Annotated in this window: 27 protein-coding genes and 1 pseudogene; 22 read left to right on the top strand and 6 right to left on the bottom strand. The window is 50.3% G+C overall.

The features are described 5' to 3' along the window. Positions 1–121 precede the first annotated feature (121 nt). From C8J48_RS10365 to deoC, 4 genes and pseudogenes are all read left to right on the top strand, one after another. Positions 122–625, top strand: a complete 504-nt coding sequence (locus C8J48_RS10365) for a hypothetical protein (protein ID WP_107726530.1) — start codon at positions 122–124, stop codon at positions 623–625. Between the two features lie 59 nt (positions 626–684). Beyond that, on the top strand, positions 685–1,497 hold the full coding sequence (locus tag C8J48_RS10360) for an AAC(3) family N-acetyltransferase (RefSeq protein ID WP_107726528.1): 813 nt from the start codon (positions 685–687) through the stop codon (positions 1,495–1,497). A gap of 81 nt (positions 1,498–1,578) precedes the next feature. Then, a pseudogene (locus C8J48_RS19095) lies at positions 1,579–1,932 on the top strand (NUDIX hydrolase); the annotation flags it as partial. Between the two features lie 105 nt (positions 1,933–2,037). Further along, entirely contained in the window at positions 2,038–2,709 is a 672-nt protein-coding gene (gene deoC / locus C8J48_RS19090; RefSeq protein ID WP_245891210.1) for a deoxyribose-phosphate aldolase, read from the top strand. A gap of 37 nt (positions 2,710–2,746) precedes the next feature. Here the strand turns inward: deoC and C8J48_RS10350 are convergent, their stop codons facing one another. From C8J48_RS10350 to C8J48_RS10325, 6 genes are all read right to left on the bottom strand, one after another. Then, entirely contained in the window at positions 2,747–3,202 is a 456-nt protein-coding gene (locus tag C8J48_RS10350; protein ID WP_107726526.1) for a tripartite tricarboxylate transporter TctB family protein, read from the bottom strand. Positions 3,203–3,221: 19 nt separating this feature from the next. Next, positions 3,222–4,721, bottom strand: coding sequence for a tripartite tricarboxylate transporter permease (locus tag C8J48_RS10345; RefSeq protein ID WP_107726524.1), 1,500 nt, complete (start codon positions 4,719–4,721; stop codon positions 3,222–3,224). 27 nt (positions 4,722–4,748) lie between these two features. After that, a complete protein-coding gene (locus C8J48_RS10340; protein WP_107726522.1) occupies positions 4,749–5,720 on the bottom strand; it encodes a tripartite tricarboxylate transporter substrate binding protein in 972 nt (323 codons plus the stop codon). A 311-nt stretch (positions 5,721–6,031) separates the two neighbouring features. Then, positions 6,032–7,060, bottom strand: a complete 1,029-nt coding sequence (locus C8J48_RS10335; protein WP_211316616.1) for an Ldh family oxidoreductase — start codon at positions 7,058–7,060, stop codon at positions 6,032–6,034. Between the two features lie 229 nt (positions 7,061–7,289). Further along, a complete protein-coding gene (locus C8J48_RS10330; RefSeq protein ID WP_107726520.1) occupies positions 7,290–8,225 on the bottom strand; it encodes a Na/Pi cotransporter family protein in 936 nt (311 codons plus the stop codon). Between the two features lie 317 nt (positions 8,226–8,542). Beyond that, entirely contained in the window at positions 8,543–8,854 is a 312-nt protein-coding gene (locus C8J48_RS10325; protein WP_107726518.1) for a hypothetical protein, read from the bottom strand. Between the two features lie 168 nt (positions 8,855–9,022). On the opposite strand from C8J48_RS10325, the gene C8J48_RS10320 reads away from it, so the two are divergent. The 18 genes from C8J48_RS10320 (at position 9,023) to recO (ending at position 22,530) form a co-directional block, all read left to right on the top strand. Continuing rightward, positions 9,023–9,367, top strand: a complete 345-nt coding sequence (locus C8J48_RS10320; protein WP_107726516.1) for a histidine triad nucleotide-binding protein — start codon at positions 9,023–9,025, stop codon at positions 9,365–9,367. A 290-nt stretch (positions 9,368–9,657) separates the two neighbouring features. Next, positions 9,658–9,828 carry a 30S ribosomal protein S21 gene (rpsU, locus tag C8J48_RS10315; RefSeq protein WP_107727695.1) on the top strand — a complete coding sequence of 57 codons (171 nt, stop codon included), beginning with the start codon at positions 9,658–9,660 and terminating at the stop codon, positions 9,826–9,828. A gap of 20 nt (positions 9,829–9,848) precedes the next feature. Further along, the gene (locus C8J48_RS10310) at positions 9,849–10,292 is read left to right on the top strand and encodes a GatB/YqeY domain-containing protein (RefSeq protein WP_107726514.1); all 444 of its coding nucleotides are present in this window, start codon (positions 9,849–9,851) and stop codon (positions 10,290–10,292) included. 76 nt (positions 10,293–10,368) lie between these two features. Next, complete coding sequence (locus C8J48_RS10305) at positions 10,369–11,757, top strand: NfeD family protein (RefSeq protein ID WP_107726512.1); 1,389 nt, start codon at positions 10,369–10,371, stop codon at positions 11,755–11,757. Positions 11,758–11,761: 4 nt separating this feature from the next. Further along, positions 11,762–12,745: a flotillin-like protein FloA gene (floA, locus tag C8J48_RS10300; protein WP_107726510.1), complete on the top strand. Its 984-nt coding sequence runs from the start codon at positions 11,762–11,764 to the stop codon at positions 12,743–12,745. A 52-nt stretch (positions 12,746–12,797) separates the two neighbouring features. After that, entirely contained in the window at positions 12,798–13,202 is a 405-nt protein-coding gene (locus C8J48_RS10295) for a hypothetical protein (RefSeq protein WP_107726509.1), read from the top strand. Positions 13,203–13,327: 125 nt separating this feature from the next. Then, complete coding sequence (locus tag C8J48_RS10290; RefSeq protein WP_107726507.1) at positions 13,328–13,534, top strand: alpha/beta-type small acid-soluble spore protein; 207 nt, start codon at positions 13,328–13,330, stop codon at positions 13,532–13,534. A gap of 173 nt (positions 13,535–13,707) precedes the next feature. Continuing rightward, positions 13,708–13,986 carry a sporulation protein YqfC gene (yqfC, locus tag C8J48_RS10285; protein ID WP_170105364.1) on the top strand — a complete coding sequence of 93 codons (279 nt, stop codon included), beginning with the start codon at positions 13,708–13,710 and terminating at the stop codon, positions 13,984–13,986. A gap of 12 nt (positions 13,987–13,998) precedes the next feature. Then, positions 13,999–15,207, top strand: coding sequence for a sporulation protein YqfD (gene yqfD, locus C8J48_RS10280; protein ID WP_107726503.1), 1,209 nt, complete (start codon positions 13,999–14,001; stop codon positions 15,205–15,207). Between the two features lie 4 nt (positions 15,208–15,211). Beyond that, positions 15,212–16,168 (top strand): PhoH family protein, encoded by a 957-nt coding sequence (locus tag C8J48_RS10275; RefSeq protein ID WP_107726501.1) that lies wholly within the window; start codon positions 15,212–15,214, stop codon positions 16,166–16,168. Between the two features lie 25 nt (positions 16,169–16,193). Then, positions 16,194–18,329 carry an HD family phosphohydrolase gene (locus tag C8J48_RS10270; protein WP_170105362.1) on the top strand — a complete coding sequence of 712 codons (2,136 nt, stop codon included), beginning with the start codon at positions 16,194–16,196 and terminating at the stop codon, positions 18,327–18,329. Then, complete coding sequence (ybeY, locus tag C8J48_RS10265) at positions 18,326–18,793, top strand: rRNA maturation RNase YbeY (protein WP_107726498.1); 468 nt, start codon at positions 18,326–18,328, stop codon at positions 18,791–18,793. The genes C8J48_RS10270 and ybeY overlap by 4 nt, the downstream gene beginning before the upstream one ends. Positions 18,794–18,801: 8 nt before the next feature. Beyond that, the gene (locus C8J48_RS10260; RefSeq protein WP_107726496.1) at positions 18,802–19,491 is read left to right on the top strand and encodes a diacylglycerol kinase; all 690 of its coding nucleotides are present in this window, start codon (positions 18,802–18,804) and stop codon (positions 19,489–19,491) included. 25 nt (positions 19,492–19,516) lie between these two features. Then, positions 19,517–20,215 carry a DUF502 domain-containing protein gene (locus C8J48_RS10255; protein WP_107726494.1) on the top strand — a complete coding sequence of 233 codons (699 nt, stop codon included), beginning with the start codon at positions 19,517–19,519 and terminating at the stop codon, positions 20,213–20,215. Then, complete coding sequence (locus C8J48_RS10250; RefSeq protein WP_107726492.1) at positions 20,212–20,607, top strand: cytidine deaminase; 396 nt, start codon at positions 20,212–20,214, stop codon at positions 20,605–20,607. The genes C8J48_RS10255 and C8J48_RS10250 overlap by 4 nt, the downstream gene beginning before the upstream one ends. Beyond that, positions 20,604–21,509: a GTPase Era gene (gene era, locus C8J48_RS10245; RefSeq protein ID WP_107726490.1), complete on the top strand. Its 906-nt coding sequence runs from the start codon at positions 20,604–20,606 to the stop codon at positions 21,507–21,509. Before C8J48_RS10250 ends, era begins: the two co-directional genes overlap by 4 nt. Before the next feature lie 108 nt (positions 21,510–21,617). Then, positions 21,618–21,764, top strand: coding sequence for a YqzL family protein (locus C8J48_RS10240; protein WP_425430457.1), 147 nt, complete (start codon positions 21,618–21,620; stop codon positions 21,762–21,764). 10 nt (positions 21,765–21,774) lie between these two features. Beyond that, positions 21,775–22,530, top strand: coding sequence for a DNA repair protein RecO (gene recO / locus C8J48_RS10235; RefSeq protein WP_107726486.1), 756 nt, complete (start codon positions 21,775–21,777; stop codon positions 22,528–22,530). Positions 22,531–22,631 lie beyond the last annotated feature (101 nt).

The following is a 22,631-nucleotide window of genomic DNA, read 5'->3' as shown; positions in this document are numbered from 1 at the left end:
TTAGACGGCGCGGGGTTTTTTGTGGTTTCCCTAGACGGTTCTTTGTCCTATACTGTTTGTTGCGGCATCTTTTGTATTTTTTACAATTCATCCGCGCGGACGCAAAAAAGGGGGAACTTCGATGAGCCAAAACGAGGATTGGGAATCCGCGTTGGACAAGATCGATTGGAACGATGTGTTGCAGGATGTAGACAAACAACTGTTGGAAAATCTGGCGGCAGAACTTCGCTTTAAAAGTTATGAATCGCTGGAACTCGCTTCTCAACCTCTGGGGGACGGGTATTATATCACCTATTTATCGGAGGGAACATGGGCTTTTTGGAACAATGCCCGTTATGTAGAAGAGGATGTTCAATTCTTTGAAACAAGTCAGCAATTTTTGCATTTCGCCCTTGAGCGCTTTAAGATCCAGGGTGAAGAAGTGGAGTCACTGATAAATTTGTTGTCTGAAACACGTCAGATGAAACAATGCGCTTATTGTGAATGTGAGTTTGATCCAGAAGATCCGGCACGAAAAGAGTTGGGCATTGACGGTATTTACCTGGATGAAGAAGAGCAGGAGCGAGAATGTTGCAGTCCGCAGTGTGCGGTGGAAGCGATGGTGCAGGAGTGGAAAGAGGGTTAAGGATTTTGTGACTGGAGCATGTGGAGACTAAGACAACCCCAGTTGGAGGAGGGATCTCAATGGGACAAACGGATGTGGAGAAACGAAGCGAACTGCCACAGACGCGGGTTCGTGTGCGCGACGATCTAAGAAAGCTGGGAGTGTCAGCAGGGGAGATGTTGATGGTTCATAGCTCCCTTTCTTCCCTCGGCTATGTGGTGGGGGGAGCACAGACAGTGGTGGAAGCGCTGATGGAGGTGGTTACACCTACCGGTACTCTGGTGATGCCGTCCCAGTCGGGGGATTGGTCGGATCCCGCGCGGTGGGAAGCGCCACCGGTACCGGAATCCTGGTGGCAAACGATTCGCGCAGAAATGCCCGCCTACAACCCTCGCCTCACACCAGTACTGGGAATGGGGCAAGTAGTGGAACAGTTTCTCAAATATGATGCCGTTTTTCGCAGCCCTCATCCCAAACTCTCCTTTGCTGCCTGGGGAGCAGGGGCGGAAGAATTGGTACGGCATCATCCGCTCGATGACGGGTTAAGTGATCACTCTCCCTTGGGGGAAATGTATCGCAAACAGGCGCGGGTGCTGTTTTTAGGTACAGATTATCATAGCTGTACCGCCTTTCACCTAGCGGAACACCGCGCCGGTGTGGTAGATGAAATCACCGATGGTGCTCCGGTGTTAGAAAATGATCAACGTCGATGGAAATGGTATCGCGACTTTGATTATCGGACGGACTGCTTTGCCGCGATTGGAGAAGCGTGGGAACGCCGAGGGAATGTGATCAGAGGCAAGGTAGGCTCTGCAGAAGTCCGCCTGTTTCCGTTAAAAGAAGCGGTTGATTTTGCGGAAGAATGGCTTCGTAATGAGGGAAGCCGTAAATGATAAAAAACATCGTCACTCTAGTATGATACAATCAACCCGAGCATAGCCGGAAGCGACTTCAGGGGAAAGGATGTGAAAGCGATGAAAGAAGTATCTGCAGGCGGTGTTGTCTACTTTGAAGAACGAGGGTGCCCCTATATTTTGCTGATCGAGGACCGGTATTCCCGTTGGACGCTACCAAAAGGAAAACAGGAACCAGGAGAGACGTTGCTAGAGACGGCTCTACGTGAAATTGAAGAAGAGACGGGAGTGAAAGGGCGGATCATCGCTCCCCTGAATCAAATCGGTTACTCCTACTTTCACCCTGACCATGGTGATGTGGAGAAAGAAGTCCATTACTACCTGGTGGAAACGGATATTTTGCAATTCCTGCAAGCAAAAGCACAGCTGTCGGAGATCGATCAAATTGCATGGTTTACACCGCAACAAGCCTGGGAAAAACAGCGCCAGGACGGGTATGATAACAATCATCAGATTTTGTTGCAGGCGTTGTTGCGACTGGAGTCGAAGGGATTTGTGGATGAGAAAGGAGTATCGACATTGACACAACAGGATTTAGCCTCTTTGATTGATCATACTTTACTAAAACCGGAAGCGACCGCTGAACAGATCGATCGCTTATGTCAGGAAGCGGCTGTGCATCATTTTGCTTCGGTTTGTGTCAATCCAACCTGGGTGGCACGGGCGGCGCAGCGATTAGAGGGGACGGATGTAAAAGTTTGCACCGTAGTCGGTTTTCCTCTGGGCGCCTCCCATACGGAGATAAAAGCTGTAGAGACCAAGCGGGCGATTCAGGACGGCGCTCAGGAGATCGATATGGTAATGAATATCGGCGCATTAAAGTCCGGCGATCTCGAAGCGGTTCGTCGTGATATCACTGCCGTGGTAGAAGCGGCTGACGGGGTTTTGGTCAAAGTGATCCTGGAGACAGGGCTTTTATCCGCAGATGAGATTCGAATTGCATCGGAGCAAGCCAAAGCAGCGGGGGCTCACTTCGTCAAAACTTCGACCGGCTTTGGCAACGGCGGTGCGACAGTGGAAGCAGTCGCCCTGATGCGCCAAACCGTCGGCCCGGATTTAGGCGTCAAAGCCTCCGGCGGTGTCCGTGATCGCAAAACTGCGGAAGCAATGATCCGTGCCGGCGCCACCCGTATCGGCGCCAGTGCCAGCATCGCCATTGTTACCGGTGGCGTGGGAAACGAAGGGTATTGATTGGATTGGGGAGAGGAGGAAATCCTCTCCTTTTTTATTAGCTTCCAAACAATACCCCGTTCGGTAGCGGAACCACAAAAACATAGCGAAACAGCAGATAAAAGGAGCCACCGACGGCAAACGCAAAAACAACGGCCCGCATCAGGCGCAATCGTAGCTGTAACTCTCTCTTTTGCAGAAAGCAGGCAAAGAATGTGAGATAGAGCAAACTGGCCCATAAAAACCCGATCAACCCTATCAAGGCGCCGTAAAATACGATCCCAACCGTTGCGATAATGACACGCCGTCGATCGACCGCGGCGAATCGCTTTTCTCCCCTTGGTCGCCAGAAACTCTTGCTGAAATAAACGATGCTTAAGCCCACCAAAATCCATCCAACCGTACGGGGAAAAGCAGCACTCATCTCATTTAGTTCCCGTGTGTGCCACAGTGCGATCGATGCCACTAACATTAAGAGGATGGCGGTGATCCCGTCGCTATTGATTCCTCGCAAGATATTTCCTCCCTCCCGCTTATTTGGGCGATCGTGTGAAACGATGGGAAAGCAAAGGCCACAGCAAGGAAAGAAGACAAAACACCATCAGTACCATCGACAGGGGACGGCTGAAGAATATCGTCCAAACACTTCCTTGCGCTTGAGCCATTAACATGGTTTGCGCCAATCCCGTCTCTGCGATCGGGCCTAAAATCAACCCCAGCACAATCGGCCCCGGTTCAAATCCCACTTTCTTCAGAATGTATGCTGCAATGCCAAACGCAATCATCATGGAGATGTCAAAGAAGTGGTTACGGATCGCATACGATCCTATCACGCTTAAAAAGACGATTAGTGGTGCCAGGTAATGGGTGGAGAGAGTGACGATTTGAGCAACATATTTTGAACCGAAGAAACCAAATAGAAACATCACGAGGTTGGCAACGATAAAAGCCCAGCAAAAGGTGTACACCAGCCCAGGGGAAGTGGCGTATAAATCGGGTCCCGGCTGTATCCCTTGCATCATAAGGGCTCCCAGCAATACCGCAGCAGGGGCGGCCCCTGGAATCCCCAGCGAGAGCAGAGGGACCAACGAGCCGCCGACTTCGGCGTTGTTTCCCGCTTCAGAAGCGGCCACGCCTTCGATGTTCCCTTTGCCAAAGGATGATTTCTGTTTGGAAAAGCGCACCGTCATGTCGTAAGAGAGCAAACTGGCTACATTGCCGCCAGCACCGGGAATTATCCCCACCATAATCCCGATCACAGCGGAACGAAGATATAAGATCGGTTTTTGAAACAATTGCTTGATGACGGTGAGAGCTACCCCTTTTTGGGGGTTGTAGGAGACTTGCTTTCCCGTCTGTCCTTTCCGTTCAATCATGTTGAGCACTTCAGGAATGCAAAACATCCCAATCATAATCACAATCAATTGCAATCCTCCGAGAAGAGGAGGAAATCCAAATGTAAAACGGGATTCTCCACCGACCGGCGCGATCCCGATGGTACTTAACAAGAGGCCGAGGCATCCACCGATTAACCCTTTTATGATGGAGCCGGTGGATATCGTGGCGATAATCGTTAAACCTAGTACAGCGATCCAAAAATATTCCGGTGGTCCAAACTTCAAAGCGAGGTTGGCCAGCAGCGGTGAAAGCAACAGCAGGGCGCATCCCCCCAGTACCCCACCAATCCCGGAGCTGACGGCGGCAGCCACCAACGCATGTTCCGCTTTGCCTGTTTGCGCCAAGGGATAACCGTCAAAAGTTGTGGCGATGGAAGAGGGGGTACCGGGGGTGTTGAGAAGAATCGCCACAATGGAGCCACCGTAGATGGCGCCGATATAGATCCCCCCCAGCATAATCAATGCGGCATCCGCTTCCATGGAATAAGTAAAGGGCAGCATCAAGGCCAGGGCCATGGTGGCAGTTAAACCGGGCAAGGCACCAACCAAGATTCCTCCGGCCACACCGGTGATTAATAAGGCGATATTGATCGGGTCCAATAGAGAGGCGAAGATCTCAGGCAAAACGGATGACATCGCTATCCCCTTCCCTCTGTGTAAATGTCAATCTGCCACGACACCCAATTCCCTCAATAGCGATTGATATTCCAATGTTTTTTCTTTTATATAAGATTCAGACTCCCTTGCGTCTAATGACTTAGGCTCAAAACCTTCCGCTTTCATCTGTTGTTGGACCTTAGAATCGTCGGCGATCTTTAAGAAGGCGGATTCCAGCGTTTGCACAATCGCTTGCGGTGTATCAGCCGGGACTGCAACACCCCGATCGATGCTGGCGGTAATGTTGAGGCCCGCCTCTTTAAAAGTAGGCACATCAGGCAGCGGTTCAAACCGCTCTTCCGATCCAATCGCCAATATACGTAAGCGATCCTTATGTTTTACCAAATCATCCGAGTTGGCCAAAATGGCTGTTGTGTTGCCGCCGAGAAAAGCTTGCACCTGTGTAGCGGCGCCGGTAAAGGATATATATTGCAGATTGATATCGGCGCTGTTTTGCAGTTGTTGATAGGCCAAATGGTGTCCAGAATAGGTGCCAGAGCCAGCGATGGTGATTTTACCCGGTTGTTTTTGGGCGGCAGCGATAAAATCTTCAATCGTTTGCAGATTACTCTCTTTTGGAACGGCTAAGCCAATTGGGGTTGCTTGGAATATCGCGACCGTCTTCAGCTGTTCTGTTTGATAGCCGGCGTCCTTTTGCGCGATTGGCTGTAGAATGATATGAGGGAGATTGATCCCGGCGATATAAGTTCCATCCGGCTTTTTTTGCGCCAGTTCAGACCAACCGATGGCACCACCGCCACCGGGTCTATACTCGATAATAATCTCTTGCCCCAGGGTATCGCGCAATAGCGGTTGTTGCCTGCGGGCCTCAATATCTGACTGCCCACCTGCATCAAAGGGAATCACATAATGAATCGGTTTTGACGGATAGTTGCCTCCCCCATCAACTGTCTGGTTGCAAGCGGTAAGTACCATGATCGCCACGATTGAAAAAATCCACTTCAAACTTCTGTACATACGAATTCACTCCCTGGTGTGGAAGATTGGATATTTTGAAACCGTTATTTCCTTCATGAAGGATAGCGATATCAACGATGAGACATGAGCCCAACATCGATTAAACGGAAGAAAGGCCCACTGTTCCCGTGAAAAAGGGAAGGGGCCTTCGTTTGTGTGATCGGCATATATTCGACTATAATCATTTGTTTAGTCGTGATTGAATTGAATCTTAGCGATTTGTTCGTTGTCAAAAACTTTGGGCCCCACATCAGCATATGTGGGCGCTTATAAAGTGATATGGGTATCCGCCCAAAAAGTGATTGTCTGTTTCAATGGTTCATGCGTTGCAATTCCGACCAAACTTCTTCCGCCACAGGAATGCCGTCACGCCGGTAACGACACTCTTTGCGCTGCTTTCTTTCGCCGGGGAGTAGAATTTCGGTAAAACCTTCCGCTAATGAGTTGGCTTTTATTTCGGATTTCATTTGTTCGACGCGCTTTTCATAAGCGTTGACATCGATAAATTTTGCAATGTCCATCAGAATAAAAAAGTGTCCAACATCGGCAGGTTCACGGTTGTCATCGTATATCCAACCTACATGGGGGCCGAATGCGGCTCCCGTCAGCATGGCCGCCATCATTTCAACGGCGAGTGCAAGTGCATAGCCTTTGGGTCCGGCCATCGGCAAAATGGCCCCTTTTAAGGCCGCTTCTGCGTCCGTCGTTGTGCGTCCGTTTTCATCCACTGCCCAACCAGTTGGAATCGGTTCCCCGTTTTTGGCGGCGAGTATGATTTTCCCGCGCGCTGCTACGCTTGTCGATAAATCGACCACAATCGGCTCATCCCGGTAAGGAAAGCCAAATGCGATCGGATTGGTGCCAAAGTAGGCTTCTTTGCCACCCCAAGGCGGCATGCCTTTGGGCGAATTGGTGAAAGCGATCATGGCCAGTTGATGTTGACACATGTGTTTACAGTAATAAGAGGCAGCACCAAAGTGGTTACTCTGTTTGACGGCGACACCGACTAAGCCCAATTCCTTTGCTGTCGGGATCGCTGCATTGAGAGCGTGCATCGATGTGATAATCCCCAGTCCGTTATCGCCATCCACCGATATGACGGCCCCTTTTTGGTTAATTGTGATGGATGGCGTCGGGTTGATCTTGCCGGTTTGTAAACAGCGAATATAGACGGGGAGTCGAGAAATACCGTGGCTGTGGACGCCTTCCAGATCAGCCTGTACCAGTGCGTTTGCGCTGATCGTCGCATCACTCTCACTCATGCCCGCTTTTATAAAAGCCTCAATCGCAAGAGATACCAGCGTTTCAGCCTTAACCGTGATGGTTTTTTTGGCGGTCAAGGAGTAGCCCCCTCTCTTGAAAGATCGAAAGCGAAGTGCCTTTGCTGTGCCACTCAACGGAAGCTGCTGAGGCGGGAAAAGCGGACTACATGTTTGAGCGACAGCGAGTTTTGTCTGCTCCCGTCCTCGGCGGATGGAGTGGACAGGTTCTTTCTTCTTGCAAACAGCAAGAGTATAGAGATACAATAGTCCCCCTTCAATAGGATCGGCATACTCGATTGTATCACGCTTATGATCGGCTCTGCTCCGGTAACAGTCGATCGATAAAAGTTGCAAACCAACCGGCAAAGGGGAGAACGAGCAGGGAGCAGATAAGATTGTATAAGGTTTGGATGTGGGCGATTTGTGCAGCGGGGTGAGAGGAGAGCAGCGGGGCAAGTGGTGCGATCCATCCGATCAAGGGGGCGAATAATAGAATGCCGCCCACATTGAGCACCAAATGGGCCAAAGCGACCCGCTTCGCTCCACGGTTAGAACCGATCGCCGCCAACAAACCGGTAACACAGGTACCGGCATTGCTTCCCAATACGATAGCAATCGCAAACGGCAGACTGATCAGGCCCGTCGCAAAAAAACCCATAGTCATGGCGATGACGGCATTACCGCTCTGTACGATGGCGGTTACTACAATGCCCGCCAGCACGCCCACCCATAGGTTATCGCCGGTAACATCCATGACCGCTCCCAACCACCCCCGGCTTTTTAAGGGTTCCACGATCCATTGCATTGCTTCCATCCCCAGAAAGATGCAGCCAAAACCGCCCAATACCAAGCCGGTGGTCTGCGTTCCTTTCCAGGGGATCATATAACAAACAGCGCCGATAAGAAGCAGAGGAACAGCGAAATCCTCCACTTTCAACGCCAAGATCTCAGTGGTGATGGTGGTGCCGATATTGGTTCCCAAGATAATGCCGATGGTATGTGTAAAGCTGATCATACCGGCATTGACAAATCCAATCGTCAAAACAGTGACGGCGCTGCTGCTCTGAAGCAGGGCTGTTGCGATCATTCCCGTCACCATGCCGCGGGTGGGGGTTTTGGTAAATCGGAGCAATATCGAACGGAGCCGATCTTGTGCGGCCAACTCCAACCCTAGTCGCATCAATTGCATACCAAATAAAAAAATAGCCAAACCCGTTGCCAACGGGATCACGATTTCCTTCACGATGCATGCCCCCTCCACCCTCGTTTCCATATATATGGGACAGGGCGGACAGGCATGACGCCAATAAAGTGAAACTTCAATCGAAAGCGTAATAAAAAACCACCCTGCTACAGGTGGTAAAGATGCTGATAAAAGGAAACATAGGCTAGATATCCCTCTCACTAAGTTGGAGCGGGCTAATCCCTCGCCCTAATCTGCGGCCGTTGGAAAAGCGTGTATGGCCGTAAAGCGGTTGGGGTATTTAAGCACTCGCCGGAACCGGCCTTCCCTCTTAGGCTGAGTGATCCTGGGGCAGCTCCTTTAGTCGACGGTTTCCTCTACTGTTTGTTTCGAGGCGGTATATAGGGCGGGGGATTTAGATTTGATTGCGCAAGAAAAGGACCGAAGTTTTTTTGTGGCGATAAAGGAGCGGAATTCGTAAGTTCCGGTGCGGGTTGGGGTGACCCAAACACTGCCCAGGGGGACGATGAGGAGGGTTGCGCTTCGGAAGGGATTTCCCATTCTTCTTCCCCAAAATCGGTCGTATCCAGCGCAGAAGGGTGATCCAACTCCATCCGCGACAATTCTTCCCGTAAAATCTGCCGAATCAATCGGCGTAGCGCAGATTCAATCTGTTTCTCTCTGCTCAATGTGGCCACTCCTTTCCAGGCGGGGTATAGGCGTAATCCCATGTTATGCCCATAACATTAAGAGGTGAGCGGGAAGGTTTGTGATTGGATGTTGCCATAGAAGCTCTGGTATAATGGGGATAGTAGTGGGATATCGATTCCCGGTATCAGTGGGAAAGGAGGATACATATGGCGGATTGTATTTTTTGTCAAATTATTGATGGGAAAATTCCATCCCAAAAAGTATATGAAGATGCGGATGTACTCGCTTTTAACGATATCCATGCGCAAGCGCCGGTACATGTGCTGGTTATCCCGAAAAAACATATTGCTTCCGCTCAGGAATTGGGAGAAAAGGACGGTGCCCTTCTCGGCAAGATATTTACTGTGATCAAGCGGGTGGCTGAGGAGAAGGGGCTGGCGGAGAAAGGATATCGAATTGTCAACAACTGCGGTGAAGATGGGGGACAAACGGTTCATCATATTCATTTTCATCTTCTCGGCGGCCGCCAACTAACGTGGCCTCCAGGTTGATCAGGCGAAAACGAATGGGGGTTTCTTCCCTCGACCGTTCCGCGATCGGTTTGTCAGCGGCTTTGGGGGATTTTCGCGCCAAAATGGGATGAAATATCGTTTGCTACTTTGACACTTTCTTTTTCCCTATAGTATAATGGACGGTGTTTGTGGCTTCTTTGTACCAATAGAAGCTCGGCAGGTGTAGGTCGGTCTCCCTCTGGGGAAGCCTTCGCTTGCATTATCGCTTCAGGGTGTACATCCCGGCGATCAAGCCCGGGCGATTGCCGCCCGCGGAGGGAGGGAAAGAGATGGCGGAAATTCACGTTCGTAAAAACGAATCGCTGGATAAAGCGCTGCGCCGCTTAAAAAAATCCATCGCCAAAGATGGCACCATGCGGGAGCTAAAAAAGCGCAAATTCTATGAGAAACCCAGTGTGAAGCGGAAGAAAAAAGCTGATGCCGCGCGTAAGCGTAAATAAGAGTGTGAGGTGCGGTTTCCTTGACTTTGATTGAGCGGTTAAACCATGATATGAAAACCGCGATGAAAAATAAAGACAAACAAACTCTAACTGTCATTCGCACGATTCGATCCTCGATAAAAAACGAAGAAATCGGATTACAACGCTCCCTCAATGAAGAGGAGGCGTTGGGCGTGGTTATGAAAGAACTAAAACAGCAGAAGGACGCCTTAGGCGAGTTTGAACAGGCGGGGCGGGACGATTTGGCTCTCAAAGCAAAGTCCGAAATCGCTGTTTTAGAGAAATACCTTCCACAACCTTTGAGCGATGATGAACTCCGTACGGTGATCCAAGAAGCGATTAACCGGATTGGAGCAGTTGCCAAAAGTGATATGGGCAAAGTGATGAAAGAAGTGTTGCCCAAGGTGAAAGGACGCGCCGACGGCAAACGGGTGAATCAGTTGGTGCAGGAGTATTTACAATGAACACAGCGTCTGTTTGCGCTGTGTTTTTTCACTTCCGATCGTTGCTTGTAAAACGATCGGGCAGGAGGGAAGTCGGATGAGGATAAAGGGATCCTTGCTGGCAAGTGTCCTCTTGTTGTGCTTGGGATTAGCCAGTTTGTTTTCTACAATTTCCCCTCCCGCTGTAGATGCCGCAGATAGTCAAATGGTATACTGGATACCGGTGGAACAGGAAGTGGAGCGGGGATTACTCCGTTTTTTGGAACGAGGCTTCCAGGAAGCACAGGAAGCCGGTGCCGATGAAATCGTCTTGGAAATGGACACACTGGGTGGTGAGGTAAACGCCGCTCTCGACATTGGCAAGCTGCTCCGCGCCTCTGAGATCCCGGTAACCGTGTATATTAAGGGAGAAGCGATCTCAGCCGGCGCCTATATCGCTCTCAATGCCGATCATATCCTGATGACGCCCGGCAGTGCCATGGGGGCTGCTGCTCCGGTTACCATTACCGGTGAAGAGGCCGATCCCAAAACTGTTGCTTTCTGGCGGTCCAATATGCAGGCAGCGGCGGAAGCACAGGGACGCGATCCGGAAATTGCCGGTGGAATGGTGGATAGAAACGTCGAAATTGAGGGTATAAAGGAGAAAGGGGAGCTGATCAGTTTGTCCGCCCAACAGGCGGTTAAGCTGGAGATGGCGGATAAGTTGGTGGCCAATGAGCAGGAAGTGCTCCGTTTTCTTAAGGCGGAAGACGCAGAAGTGGTCCATACCGATTTGACAGTGAGTGAACGGATTGCCCGGTTTGTGACCAGTCCCTATGTGATCCCCGTACTGTTTACCATCGGTCTGGCCGGAATCGCGATTGAACTTTTCTCCCCCGGATTTGGTATTCCCGGCACCATTGGGCTTGGCGCGTTTGTACTTTACTTTTTTGGACACTTCCTCGCCGGATTTGCCGGTTATGAAACCCTTGTTCTGTTTGTGATCGGTTTAATTCTGTTGGCGATTGAAATTTTTGTGGCAGGTTTCGGCCTGTTTGGTATCTTGGGTTTAATTGCGTTGGTAGCTTCCCTCATCACCGCTGCACCCAATGTAATTTTTGGTTTGATCTCGCTGTTGATCGCTATGGCAGTGACAACGGTGGGAGTTTATCTGGCGATCCGCCGCCTGGGAACGCGGGGAGTGTGGAAGCGTTTGGTTCTCTTGGATAACCAACGCAACGAATCCGGTTACATTTCACAAGCGAATCGCTCTACTCTGACGGGAAAAAAAGGGAAGACAGTCACTCCCTTGCGCCCGTCTGGAACTGCAATGATTGACGGAGTGCGACAAGATGTGGTGAGCGATGGGGGATTTATCCCTGTGCACACCCCTGTCGAAGTTGTGGGAGCGGAAGGAGGGCGTCTGGTTGTACGCCAGGTGAAAAACCCGCCACCCGTATCTGCCGCGGATGACTCCGTTAACCATAAATCAATCAAGGAGGACTGACCTTATGGATCCTGCTGTTTTAAGCTTCTTCTTTATCGCAATTCTCGTCGTAATCGGCTTGTCCATCTTATTAACCTTCGTACCGGTCATGCTCTGGATTTCGGCAATGGCCTCAGGTGTATATGTCGGACTGACAACCTTGATCGGAATGCGGCTGCGGCGAATTGCACCCGCTAGAATCATCAATCCGCTGATTAAAGCGCGTAAAGCTGGGTTGGATGTCAACATTGCACAGTTGGAAACACACTACCTCGCTGGTGGTAATGTTGACCGTGTTGTCGATGCTTTAATCGCTGCGCAACGGGCCGATATCGACCTGATGTTTGAGCGGGCAGCGGCGATTGACTTAGCGGGTCGAGATGTGTTGCAAGCGGTACAGATGAGCGTCAATCCCAAAGTGATTGAAACACCAGTCGTCTCCGCTGTAGCTAAAGACGGAATCGAAGTAAGAGTCGTGGCCCGGGTAACCGTGCGTGCCAATATCGACCGCCTCGTCGGGGGTGCTGGTGAAGAGACCATCATCGCGCGTGTTGGTGAGGGGATCGTCACCACCAACGGTTCTGCCAACAGTCATAAGGAAGTGTTGGAAAACCCGGATCTAATTTCAAGTACAGTCTTATCTAAAGGCTTAGATGCCGGAACCGCTTTTGAAATTTTGTCCATCGATATTGCCGATGTGGATGTAGGGAAAAATATTGGTGCCACACTGCAGATCGACCAAGCAGAAGCGGACAAAAATATCGCCCAAGCGAAAGCGGAAGAGCGGCGTGCCATGGCTGTGGCCAAAGAGCAAGAGATGCGCGCTCGTGTCGAAGAGATGCGCGCCAAAGTGGTAGAAGCAGAAGCCGAGGTTCCGATGGCGATGGCCGAAGCCTTCCGTGCAGGGAAACTGGGTGTAATGGACTACTACAACATGCAAAACGTCATAGCCGATACCGATATGCGTAAATCCATCTCCCAAACGGAAGAAGACGAAGAGAACAAATAACGGGGATTAACCGGAAACTCCGTCCCCAGGTTCTCATGAGGGAGGTGTCGCTGTGGAAGAACTATTTAAGCTCCTCTTTGCCAATGGGTTTATTACATTGCTGGTTATCTACTTTATCATTTCAGCTGTTTCCCGAATGTTGAAAGGAGCAGCAGAAGAAAAGCGGCGCCAGCAACAATCCCCTAAAAAACAAACAAAACAAAATTCCTGGGCTCAAGCTAAAAACCAGGGTATACAGGAAACAAAAGAGTTGAAGGAGCGGCTGAAAGAAAAGCATCGTCACCGCTTATCCGATGATTTAGCTGAGAATCCGATTGTCATGATGGAAGCCAGCTCAAAAAAGTCCTCCTCTCCCTGGGCGAAACTGCCCAAACAAGAATGGAAGCGGGGGATCATTCTCAAAGAGATACTGGATCCACCCAAAGCCCGCCGTCGCAGCGGATACCCTTATCGTTGATAAAACACACCCGCCAATAAGGCGGGTGTTTGTTTTGGTATCCTCTCCAACCCTTCCCATGGAAACATGTATGTAACATGACTCTTCTCGCTGTGCTCAGACTAGAGATACAGGAGGTGAAGATCATGCCACGTACTCGCAGTAGCAACCGCTTGCTGGTCCCGGGTTCCGCCGGCGTCTTGCAACAGTATAAAGAAGAGATCGCTTCTGAATTCGGCGTTCAACTGGGGGGGTCCAGCACTGCACGCGCCAACGGTTCCGTTGGCGGAGAGATCACAAAACGCCTGGTACAACAGGCCGAACAACAGCAATCCGGTTACGGCCAACAATAATCAAGAAATCATCAACTTTGCGATGCGATGTCCGCATCGCTTTTTCCTTTTTCATGGGACAATGGCTTCTTACATACACTGATATGATTTGATGTCCAGAGGGAATGAGACGACCTTTCATATTTGTGGACAATCATGCATACAAGTACTATTGATGGATGGAGGGCGTTTCCATGGGGAAAATCGGAAACAAACTGCGGAAGATCGCTTCCGATTGGTTGGATATTCCTCCCGATGTTGCCGCCAATGTACCCAGGGTGCTGATGGTAGGGCCTTATCGGATTCATGTGGAAAATCATCGCGGTGTGGAGTCGTTTCAAGAAAACGAGCTCATTTTGAAAACAGATCAGGGAGCGGTGGTGATTACGGGAGAGCGCCTAAAAATTAAGGTGATTTACCCGGAAGAAATATGGGTGGAAGGGGAGATTTCCGAGGTTCGACTTCGGGGATAGGGGGGAGGAGCGTTGTCTCAGGCTGGATGGCCTCGCCAGATCAAGGGTCAATTGGTGGTGGAATTGACTGGACCGGAGTTGACCCGGTTTATCAATGAAGCGACCCGTGCACGGCTACAACTACAATCCATCACCTGGGTTGGAGCCGAAAAGATTCGGTTCACCCTTCCGGTGGCTGACTTTTTTCGGTTGCGTCCCTTGTTACGATCAACGGGTTCAAAGGTACGAATTATCCGTAAACAAGGGTTTCCGTTTTGGTGGGCGCGTCTGATGCGACGTCGCTTTTTCGCCTGGGGGGTGGTGTTGTTTCTCGTCATTCTTTTTAGCTTGTCCTCGCTGGTGTGGAGTGTAGAAGTGGAAGGGAACGAACGGATCCCTGAGTCGGAGCTGCGATCGTTGTTACGGGAGGAAGGGGTATACATCGGTCAATTGAAACATCGGATCGGGTCGGCGGAGGATATTCAGTACAACCTTAGTGCTAAAATGCCGCAGTTATCCTGGATCGGGTTTCGCATGGAAGGAACCCGAGCGATATTGACGGTGGTGGAGAAAAAAAGGGTGGAAGAAGGAGAGAGCGAAGGGGAACGAGGTCCTGTCAACCTGATCGCCAAACGGGGTGGCTTGATTTACGACATGCAGGTGGAACGAGGACGGCCGGTGGTGGAAGTAAAGGATGTCGTCAAAAAAGGAGAGCTTCTGGTGTCCGGTTATTACGGGAACCCGGAGCAGTCTAATGAGGGGAAACTGGTGGGAGCTAAGGGCAAAGTTTGGGGACAGGTATGGTATGAATCCGAGGTGGAAGTTCCGCTGGTACAAAAGCGAAAAGTGTATACCGGTAATCGTGAGACCGGATACTATCCGTTTCTGGCTGCCCGAATTGTGCGCCCCCCTTTTTGGCAAAAGGAATCCTTTACACGGTTTGAGACGATCCAACATGTAAAAGCATTACAATTGGGTTCATGGCGCATGCCGTTTGGTTGGGTGGAAGAAGAGCGGTTGGAGATGGAATGGGTAAAGAAAAAAATCCCTGAAAAGGAAGCAATCGCTTTAGGGGTGGAGCGTGCGAGAGAAGACCTTTTGTCTCAGATGGGTGAAGGGGCAAGGGTTTTAGACCAAAAAGTTTTGCACCCTCGCGTGGACAATGGTAAAGTTGTTATGAAGATACAGTTTGACGCGATTGAGGATATTAGCCATCCACAACCGATTTTGCAAGGAGAATGAGACATTGTCAGTGGACCAAACAATTAAAATCCGACTGAAGGATCCCCATGAGGCACTCAGCCTGTTCGGTCCCCAGGACGGGTTTTTACGTAACATTGAAGAACACACCAATGCAAAAATTGTTTCCAGGGGAGAAGAGGTGGTCATCTCCGGTTCCCAGCAAGAACTGGAAATCCTGAGCCACCTGTTTCGTGTGCTGTTAACATTGATCCGGCGTGGGGTCACCCTGACGGAGCGGGATGTGGTCTACGCTCAACGATTGGCTCGCGATGGAATAGCGGATGAAATATTGGAGCTATACGGCGAAGCCATCGGCGTCACCCAAAAAGGAAAGCCGATCCGAGTAAAAACACTGGGACAACGGGATTACGTCAGTGCGATTCAAAAATCGGACATCGTTTTTGGGATTGGCCCAGCCGGGACGGGTAAGACTTTTTTGGCCGTCGTGTTGGCGGTGACTGCCTTAAAAGCGCAACAAGTGAAACGGATTGTGTTGACGCGTCCCGCTGTGGAAGCGGGGGAAAGCTTAGGCTTTTTGCCAGGAGATCTACAGGAAAAAGTGGACCCTTATCTCCGTCCCCTCTATGACAGCCTCTACACGATGATGGGAGTGGAGCAAGTCAATAAGTTGATGGAACGGGGTATGATTGAGGTGGCTCCATTGGCTTATATGCGGGGGCGTACTTTGGAAGATTCGTTTGTCATCTTGGATGAAGCGCAAAACACAACCACGGAACAGATGAAGATGTTTCTGACACGCTTAGGTTTTGGCTCTAAGATGGTGGTAACCGGCGATGTAACCCAGGTGGATCTGCCAAAAGGCAAAGAATCCGGTTTACGCGTGGCGGAAAAGGTGCTAAAACCGGTGCAGGAAATTCCTTTCGTCTATTTAACCCAAGCGGATGTGGTGCGTCACACGCTGGTGCAAAAGGTGATTGACGCCTATGAACAAGCGGAGTAACTCCCCCATAAGGAGTTGGTCATCGATGAAAGAACCCCATCAACCGAAAAAACCAACTTGGCGGAGACGATTCCGCTTTCCCGCCTTTTGGAGGACAAGCAGGCGGGTCCGTTTTTTACTGTACACCGGTTTGGGTTTATTCTGTTTTCTGTTACTGATGAAAGATGTACTCCCACAGCAGTATGATCTCTCTCCCGGCTCCGTTTCAGCGGAAACAATCGTCTCTCCGGTAACCAAGGTGGATCAAGAGGCAACGGAGCGGGCGCGTGAACAGGCTGCGGAATCGGTAGGGAAGCAATATCAAGTAGATGAGCAGTTGACGGAGCGGCAATTGAAGCGGTTGGAGACGATCTTTACCGATGTACGCCGCAATCTGGAAGATGAATCGCTGTCAGAAAAAGAGAAGATCACCAACTTTCAAGATATTATCCCGACAGAGATGTCGGAAGAATTTTATCTTAAGCTGGCGAGGATCCCGGTGGAGCAATTGACTGAGATGCGTATCATCAGCCGGGATATTTTATATGATACACTCTCCAACGGTGTGCGGGAAGAGGAGTTGGAGAATAAGCAAGATCAGGTGGATCGTGCTTTGGTCACTTCCAATCTCGGGGCGGATGCTCGCTTTATTGTGCGGGAATTAATCCGGGAGATGATCTTGCCCAACGAGTTGTATGATCGCGAACGAACGGAAAAGTTGCGGGAGGCGGCACGGGACAGCGTTGAACCGATCCCGATACGGAAAGGGGAGACGATTGTAGCGGCCGGCGATGTTGTCACCAGCGATCAATATCGTCAATTGCAGGAGCTGGGAGTATTACGGGATCAAACCAATTCTTGGCCACTCATCGGTTTAGGATTATTGGTTGGGCTGTTGATGGGGTTGTTGGCTTGGTTTATTCGCCGTTTTCAGCCGGAAGTTTATCGTGACAACTTAAAAACGTTGATGTTGGTCTCCGTTTTTCTTATCACCCTGTTAGGGATGAAGATCCTCAGCCTGGGGCAAAATTTGGAGTGGAGCACGGTAGGCTACTTGGCTCCTGCCGCTCTGGGAACCATGCTGGTCACCTTGCTGCTCAATCTGCAATTGGCGCTGTGGTGTAGCGTGCTGCTCAGTATTTTTGCCGGGATGTTCTTTAATGCGGAAAATCATCTGCTGTTTGATTATCGTTATGGGCTGGTTGCATTGGTAAGCGGTTCGGCGGGGGCTTTTGCCTTGGCGGGTGTACGCGATCGTCTCACCATTTTCCGGGCGGGTTTAGTGGCTGCGGCTGCTGCGGTGGTGACGATTGCTGCTCTTTACGCTTTAGCTCCTGTCGATGGGGATTGGAAGGTATTGTTGCAATCCCTCGCCTTTGGTGCCGCTGGAGGTGTGTTTTCGGCGGTATTGACGATCGGGTTTCTGCAGCACTTTGAGGCGTTGTTTGATATTTTGTCACCACTGCGTTTATTGGAGCTTTCCAATCCCAATCACCCACTGTTGCGTAAATTGCTGACCAAAACACCGGGAAGCTACCATCATTCCATTATTGTGGGTAATTTAGCGGAAGCGGCGGCAGAGGCGATTGGGGCCGATGGTTTGTTGGCGCGAGTGGGGTCCTATTATCATGATGTCGGCAAAACAAAACGGCCGCAGTTTTTTATCGAGAATCAACTGCAATCGGAAAATCCTCACGATAAAATTTCCCCTCATCTGAGCAGGACGATTATCATCTCTCATGCCCGTGACGGATATGACATGCTAAAAGAGTACAACATTCCAACGCCGATCTGTGATATTGCGGCACAGCATCATGGAACGACATTGCTGAAATACTTTTATTTTAAAGCAAAGGAACAAGGGGACGGTTCCAATGTGTTGGAGGCGGATTTTCGCTATCCGGGACCCAAAGCGCAAACAAAAGAAGCGGCCATTGTCGGGATCGCTGATTGTGTCGAGGCAGCGGTACGTTCCCTAGCGCGGCCGACTCCAGACCGGATTGAAACCATGGTGCGTAAGATTATTCGCGATCGGCTGGATGACGGTCAGTTTGATGAGTGCGACCTTACATTAAGGGAACTGGATGTGATTGCCCGTTCCATCTGTGAAACGTTACAGGGAATTTTTCATTCCCGTATTGAGTATCCCGAAGAGGGTGGGAAAGGGGTGAAGCCTGCATGAGTCTTTATGTGGATATGGATATCCAAATCGATTGGGATGAATCGAAACAAGCCGTGATTGCGGATATGGAGCGCTGTTTAGAACAGGCTGCTGCGATGGAAGGGATAAAGGAGGCGGAAGTATCCGTCTCCATCGTCGATGATGACACGATTCATCGCTTAAATCGGAAATTTCGTGATGTGGATCGTCCCACGGATGTGCTCTCTTTTCCGCAGTGGGAGCCAGGGGAGGAACCGAGCACAATAGTAGGAGAACTGATCCCGTTGGGAGATGTGGTGATCTCGTTTACACGGGCACAGGAGCAGGCGCAGGCTTACGGCCACAGCCTAGGGCGGGAAATGGCGTTTCTCGCGGTTCATGGATTTTTGCACCTGCTCGGTTATGATCACCAAGATGAAGACGAAGAAAAACGAATGTTTTCCCGGCAGGAAGCGATTTTAGCCCATGCCGGCCTAAAAAGGTAGGAATTTTTATGTGGTGGTCGAAAGTACTCCACAGTTTTCGCTTCGCCTTGGAAGGATTAAAATATACGCTGGTAAGTCAGCGAAATATGCGGATTCATTATATGGCCGCATTGATCGTGCTGCTTTTGGCGCTTTATCTGCCCCTCAGCAAGATGGAGGTTTTGCTACTGTTTATCAGCATCTTATTGGTGCTGGTGGCGGAACTGTTTAATACCGCAGTTGAGGCGGTGGTTGATATGGTCTCCCCTGACTTTCATCCCCTAGCCAAAGTGGCCAAGGATGTAGCAGCAGGGGCGGTGTTGTTGTGTGCCGGGTTGGCGGTGGTGGTAGGGGTCAGCATTTTTTATCCGTATTTGGCCGCTTTTGCCTTTCAAACTTTTGAACAATCGTCTCATCCACCTGATATCAGTTTGGCCGCTTTAATCACTCTGGATTTCTTTTTAACGTTAATGTTAAAAAGCGCTATGCACCGTTGGGGACGTCCAGAGCTTGAACCCAGTATGACAACATCCCTCGCCAGTTGTATCGCCACCTCATTGGTGCTGATGACCGGTCATTTATTGGTTATCTTATTAGTTCTGTTTTTGACAGCGCTATTGATCGGGACACGGTTGCGCATCAAAACACGAAAAAACCCGGTCATCCTGGGGACGATTCTGGGTATTGTCATCGCTTGGATCGGTTTTCAATTGATGTGAGAAAGAAAGGGGTCCGACATCAGGAATGTTCAAGCGTTTTCGCACCTACCTCATTATCGGTGTCATCGCGTTATTGCCAACCCTTGCCACACTTTATATTTTAAAGCTGCTCTTTGGGATCATCGATCCTACCTTGGGCATTGCTGTGGCAAATATATTGGATTGGCTGGGCATCTTGGAATTCCCCTTGGTGGTTGGGGGGATTGTTTTTCAGACCCACATCCCTGGGGTGGGTACGATTTTAACATTACTCTTGCTGGCATGGTTCGGCATGATCACCCGCAGTTTTGTTGGGACCCGATTGTTGCGATATACGGACTATCTCTTTTATCGGATCCCTTTGGCCCGTACGATTTACTCCACCGTCAAGCAGATTACCAGTACTTTTGAAGGGGATCAAGCCAGTTTTAAAAAGGTGGTTTTGGTTCCGTACCCGCGCCATGGCATCTATACCATGGGCTTTTTTACAGGAGATTCCAGTGGAGAAGTGCAGGAAAAAGGAAAAGAAAAAGAGAAAGGGCGCATCCTTAATATTTTTCTGCCAACCACACCCAATCCCACTTCCGGTTGGTTGGTGATGATTCCGGAAGAAGATGTGATCTTTTTGGAAATGACTGTAGAACAAGGATTAAAATATATTATCTCTGGGGGAGTGGTTACTCCCACCTGGCCAGTAGCGAGTCCAGGCGATTCCACCGAACAGAAGGAAGAGAAGGTCCCATGAAGCGAGACCGACTGATTGAGGAAGCCATAGAAGCGCGCAAGCAGGCGTATGTCCCTTATTCAAACTTTGCCGTGGGGGCGGCAGTGGTCGCTCCAGATGGCCGTATTTTCCGGGGTTGCAATATTGAGAACGCCTCCTATAGTCTAACCAACTGTGCCGAACGGACCGCTGTGTTTAAAGCGGTCTCTGCCGGAATTACTTCGTTTGTTGCGGTGGCTGTGGTCGCCGACACCACTGGTCCCGTTTCCCCCTGTGGTGCCTGTCGCCAGGTGCTGGCGGAATTTTGCCAAGCGGAGACACCGGTTTATCTGACCAACCTATACGGGGATATTGAGGAGACATCGGTAGGGGAGTTATTACCGGGGGCATTTACCAAGGGGGATTTGTTATGACGGGCAACGGGTTTCGATCGGGATTTGCAGCGTTGATCGGACGTCCCAATGTAGGGAAGTCAACACTCTTAAATCATGTGCTGGGGCAAAAAGTGGCGATTATGTCGGATAAGCCCCAGACGACGCGCAACCAGATTCGCGGGGTTTACACCACTGAGGAGTCACAGATTATCTTTTTGGATACCCCGGGTATTCATAAACCGAAGTCACGGCTGGGTGAATGGATGGTGAAAACCGCGCGAGACACCTTTGCCGAAGTGGATGTGGTGTTGTTTTTGATCGATGCCAAAGAAGGGATGGGAGCAGGGGATCAGTTTATCATGGATCTGCTGCAAGAGGTAAAAACGCCGGTGTTCCTGGTGGTAAACAAAATTGACCAGGTTCATCCTGAATCGCTGTTGCCACTGATCGATCAATATCGGACGCGTTTTTCTTTTCGTGAAGTGGTTCCCATCTCGGCGAAACTGGGTAACAACACCGGCAAACTGTTGGAGCTGATTTTGGCAGAATTCCCGGAAGGCCCGCCTTATTATCCCTCCGAATATGTAACCGATCATCCGGAACGGTTTATCGTCGCTGAACTGATCCGGGAAAAAGTGTTGCACCTGACGCGAGAAGAGGTGCCCCATTCCGTCGCTGTCGTGGTGGAGGAGATGTCACGCCAGGATGAGGGTGATCTGGTGGATGTACGGGCGACCATCATTACGGAACGGGCTTCGCAAAAAGGGATTTTAATCGGTAAACAGGGATCGATGCTAAAAGAAGTGGGCCGCCGTGCCCGTCACGAGATCCAGCGTTTATTGGGTAGTAAAGTGTATCTCGATTTATGGGTAAAGGTAAAAAAGGATTGGCGCAATGAGGATTTTTATCTGCGTCAGTTTGGCTACCGCGACGAAGAGTAGATTTCTATTTGGAAAATCTTATCGGTCCGATTCTGGTTATACTCCTGCTGCGATCGGCCCATCCTAATTCCTAGAGTTTTCGTTTGACCGATTTCTCTGATGGGGAGGATGAACCGTTTGTGTGACTTTTCGTGGAAATGTTTCACTGTGACGGGCAGTATTGATGCATACCTCTTGTATAAGGATGCCATCACTTACACCGACAGCAGCGACAAAGGAGGGCAACGGGAATCGGAAGCGAAGGTGGAGGGTTGACACCTGTTCCATGCTGGCAAAATGTGAAGGGATTGTGATCCGAACTCGGGATTACGGAGAAAGCCATAAAGTGGTCACTCTGTTTACACAGGAGCAGGGGAAAATTGCGGTAATGGCCCGTGGAGCCAAAAAAACCAAAAGCCGTCTGGGAGCGGTGACGCAACCCTTTACATCCGGTTGGTTCCTCTGTTTTTCCGGCTCCTCGGGTATGGCCACTCTTTCCCAGGCGGAAATTCAACGTGCGCGCTACTCCCTGCGTTCCGATTTAACGCTGACGGCGGTGGCCGCCTACATGACGGAATTATTGGATAGACTGACAGAGGAAAGGGAAGTGCAGCCGGTTTTATACTCGCTGCTGGAAACAACCTTGGATATGTTGGAAGAAGGGGCCGATCCCGATATTCTCACCCATATTTTTGAACTAAAGGTGTTGGAAGTCGGGGGATACCGTCCGCGCCTGGACGGTTGTGTCCACTGTGGGGCCGTTGATCGATCGGTCCGCTTTAGCGTGGCGATGGGTGGTTTTCTCTGCCTTGATTGTAGCCACCGGGATCGACAGGCGATCGCCATTTCTGCGGCGACGGCTCGTGTGTTAAAGTTGTTGCAACGGATGACGCCTGACCGTGTCGGTGAGGTGGATTTAAAAGCGGAAACCCGTACCCAATTGGAGAAGGTAATCCGCGCCTTTCTTGACGAATATGTGGGCCAATCCCTGAAATCACGGGATTTCCTCGATCGGATGAAGCGGGATTGGCGCGATGAATGATTGACAGGCAACGGTACAGTTTGGTATATATATAATTATATATAGCTGTAAAATTTACGCGCGATGATAGAAGGGAGTAGCCGGTCCTTTGTGACCTCAGC

Source organism: Desmospora activa DSM 45169 (assembly GCF_003046315.1).
Taxonomy (GTDB): Bacteria; Bacillota; Bacilli; order Thermoactinomycetales; family DSM-45169; genus Desmospora; species Desmospora activa.
This window is presented reverse-complemented; position numbering and strand designations above follow the sequence as displayed.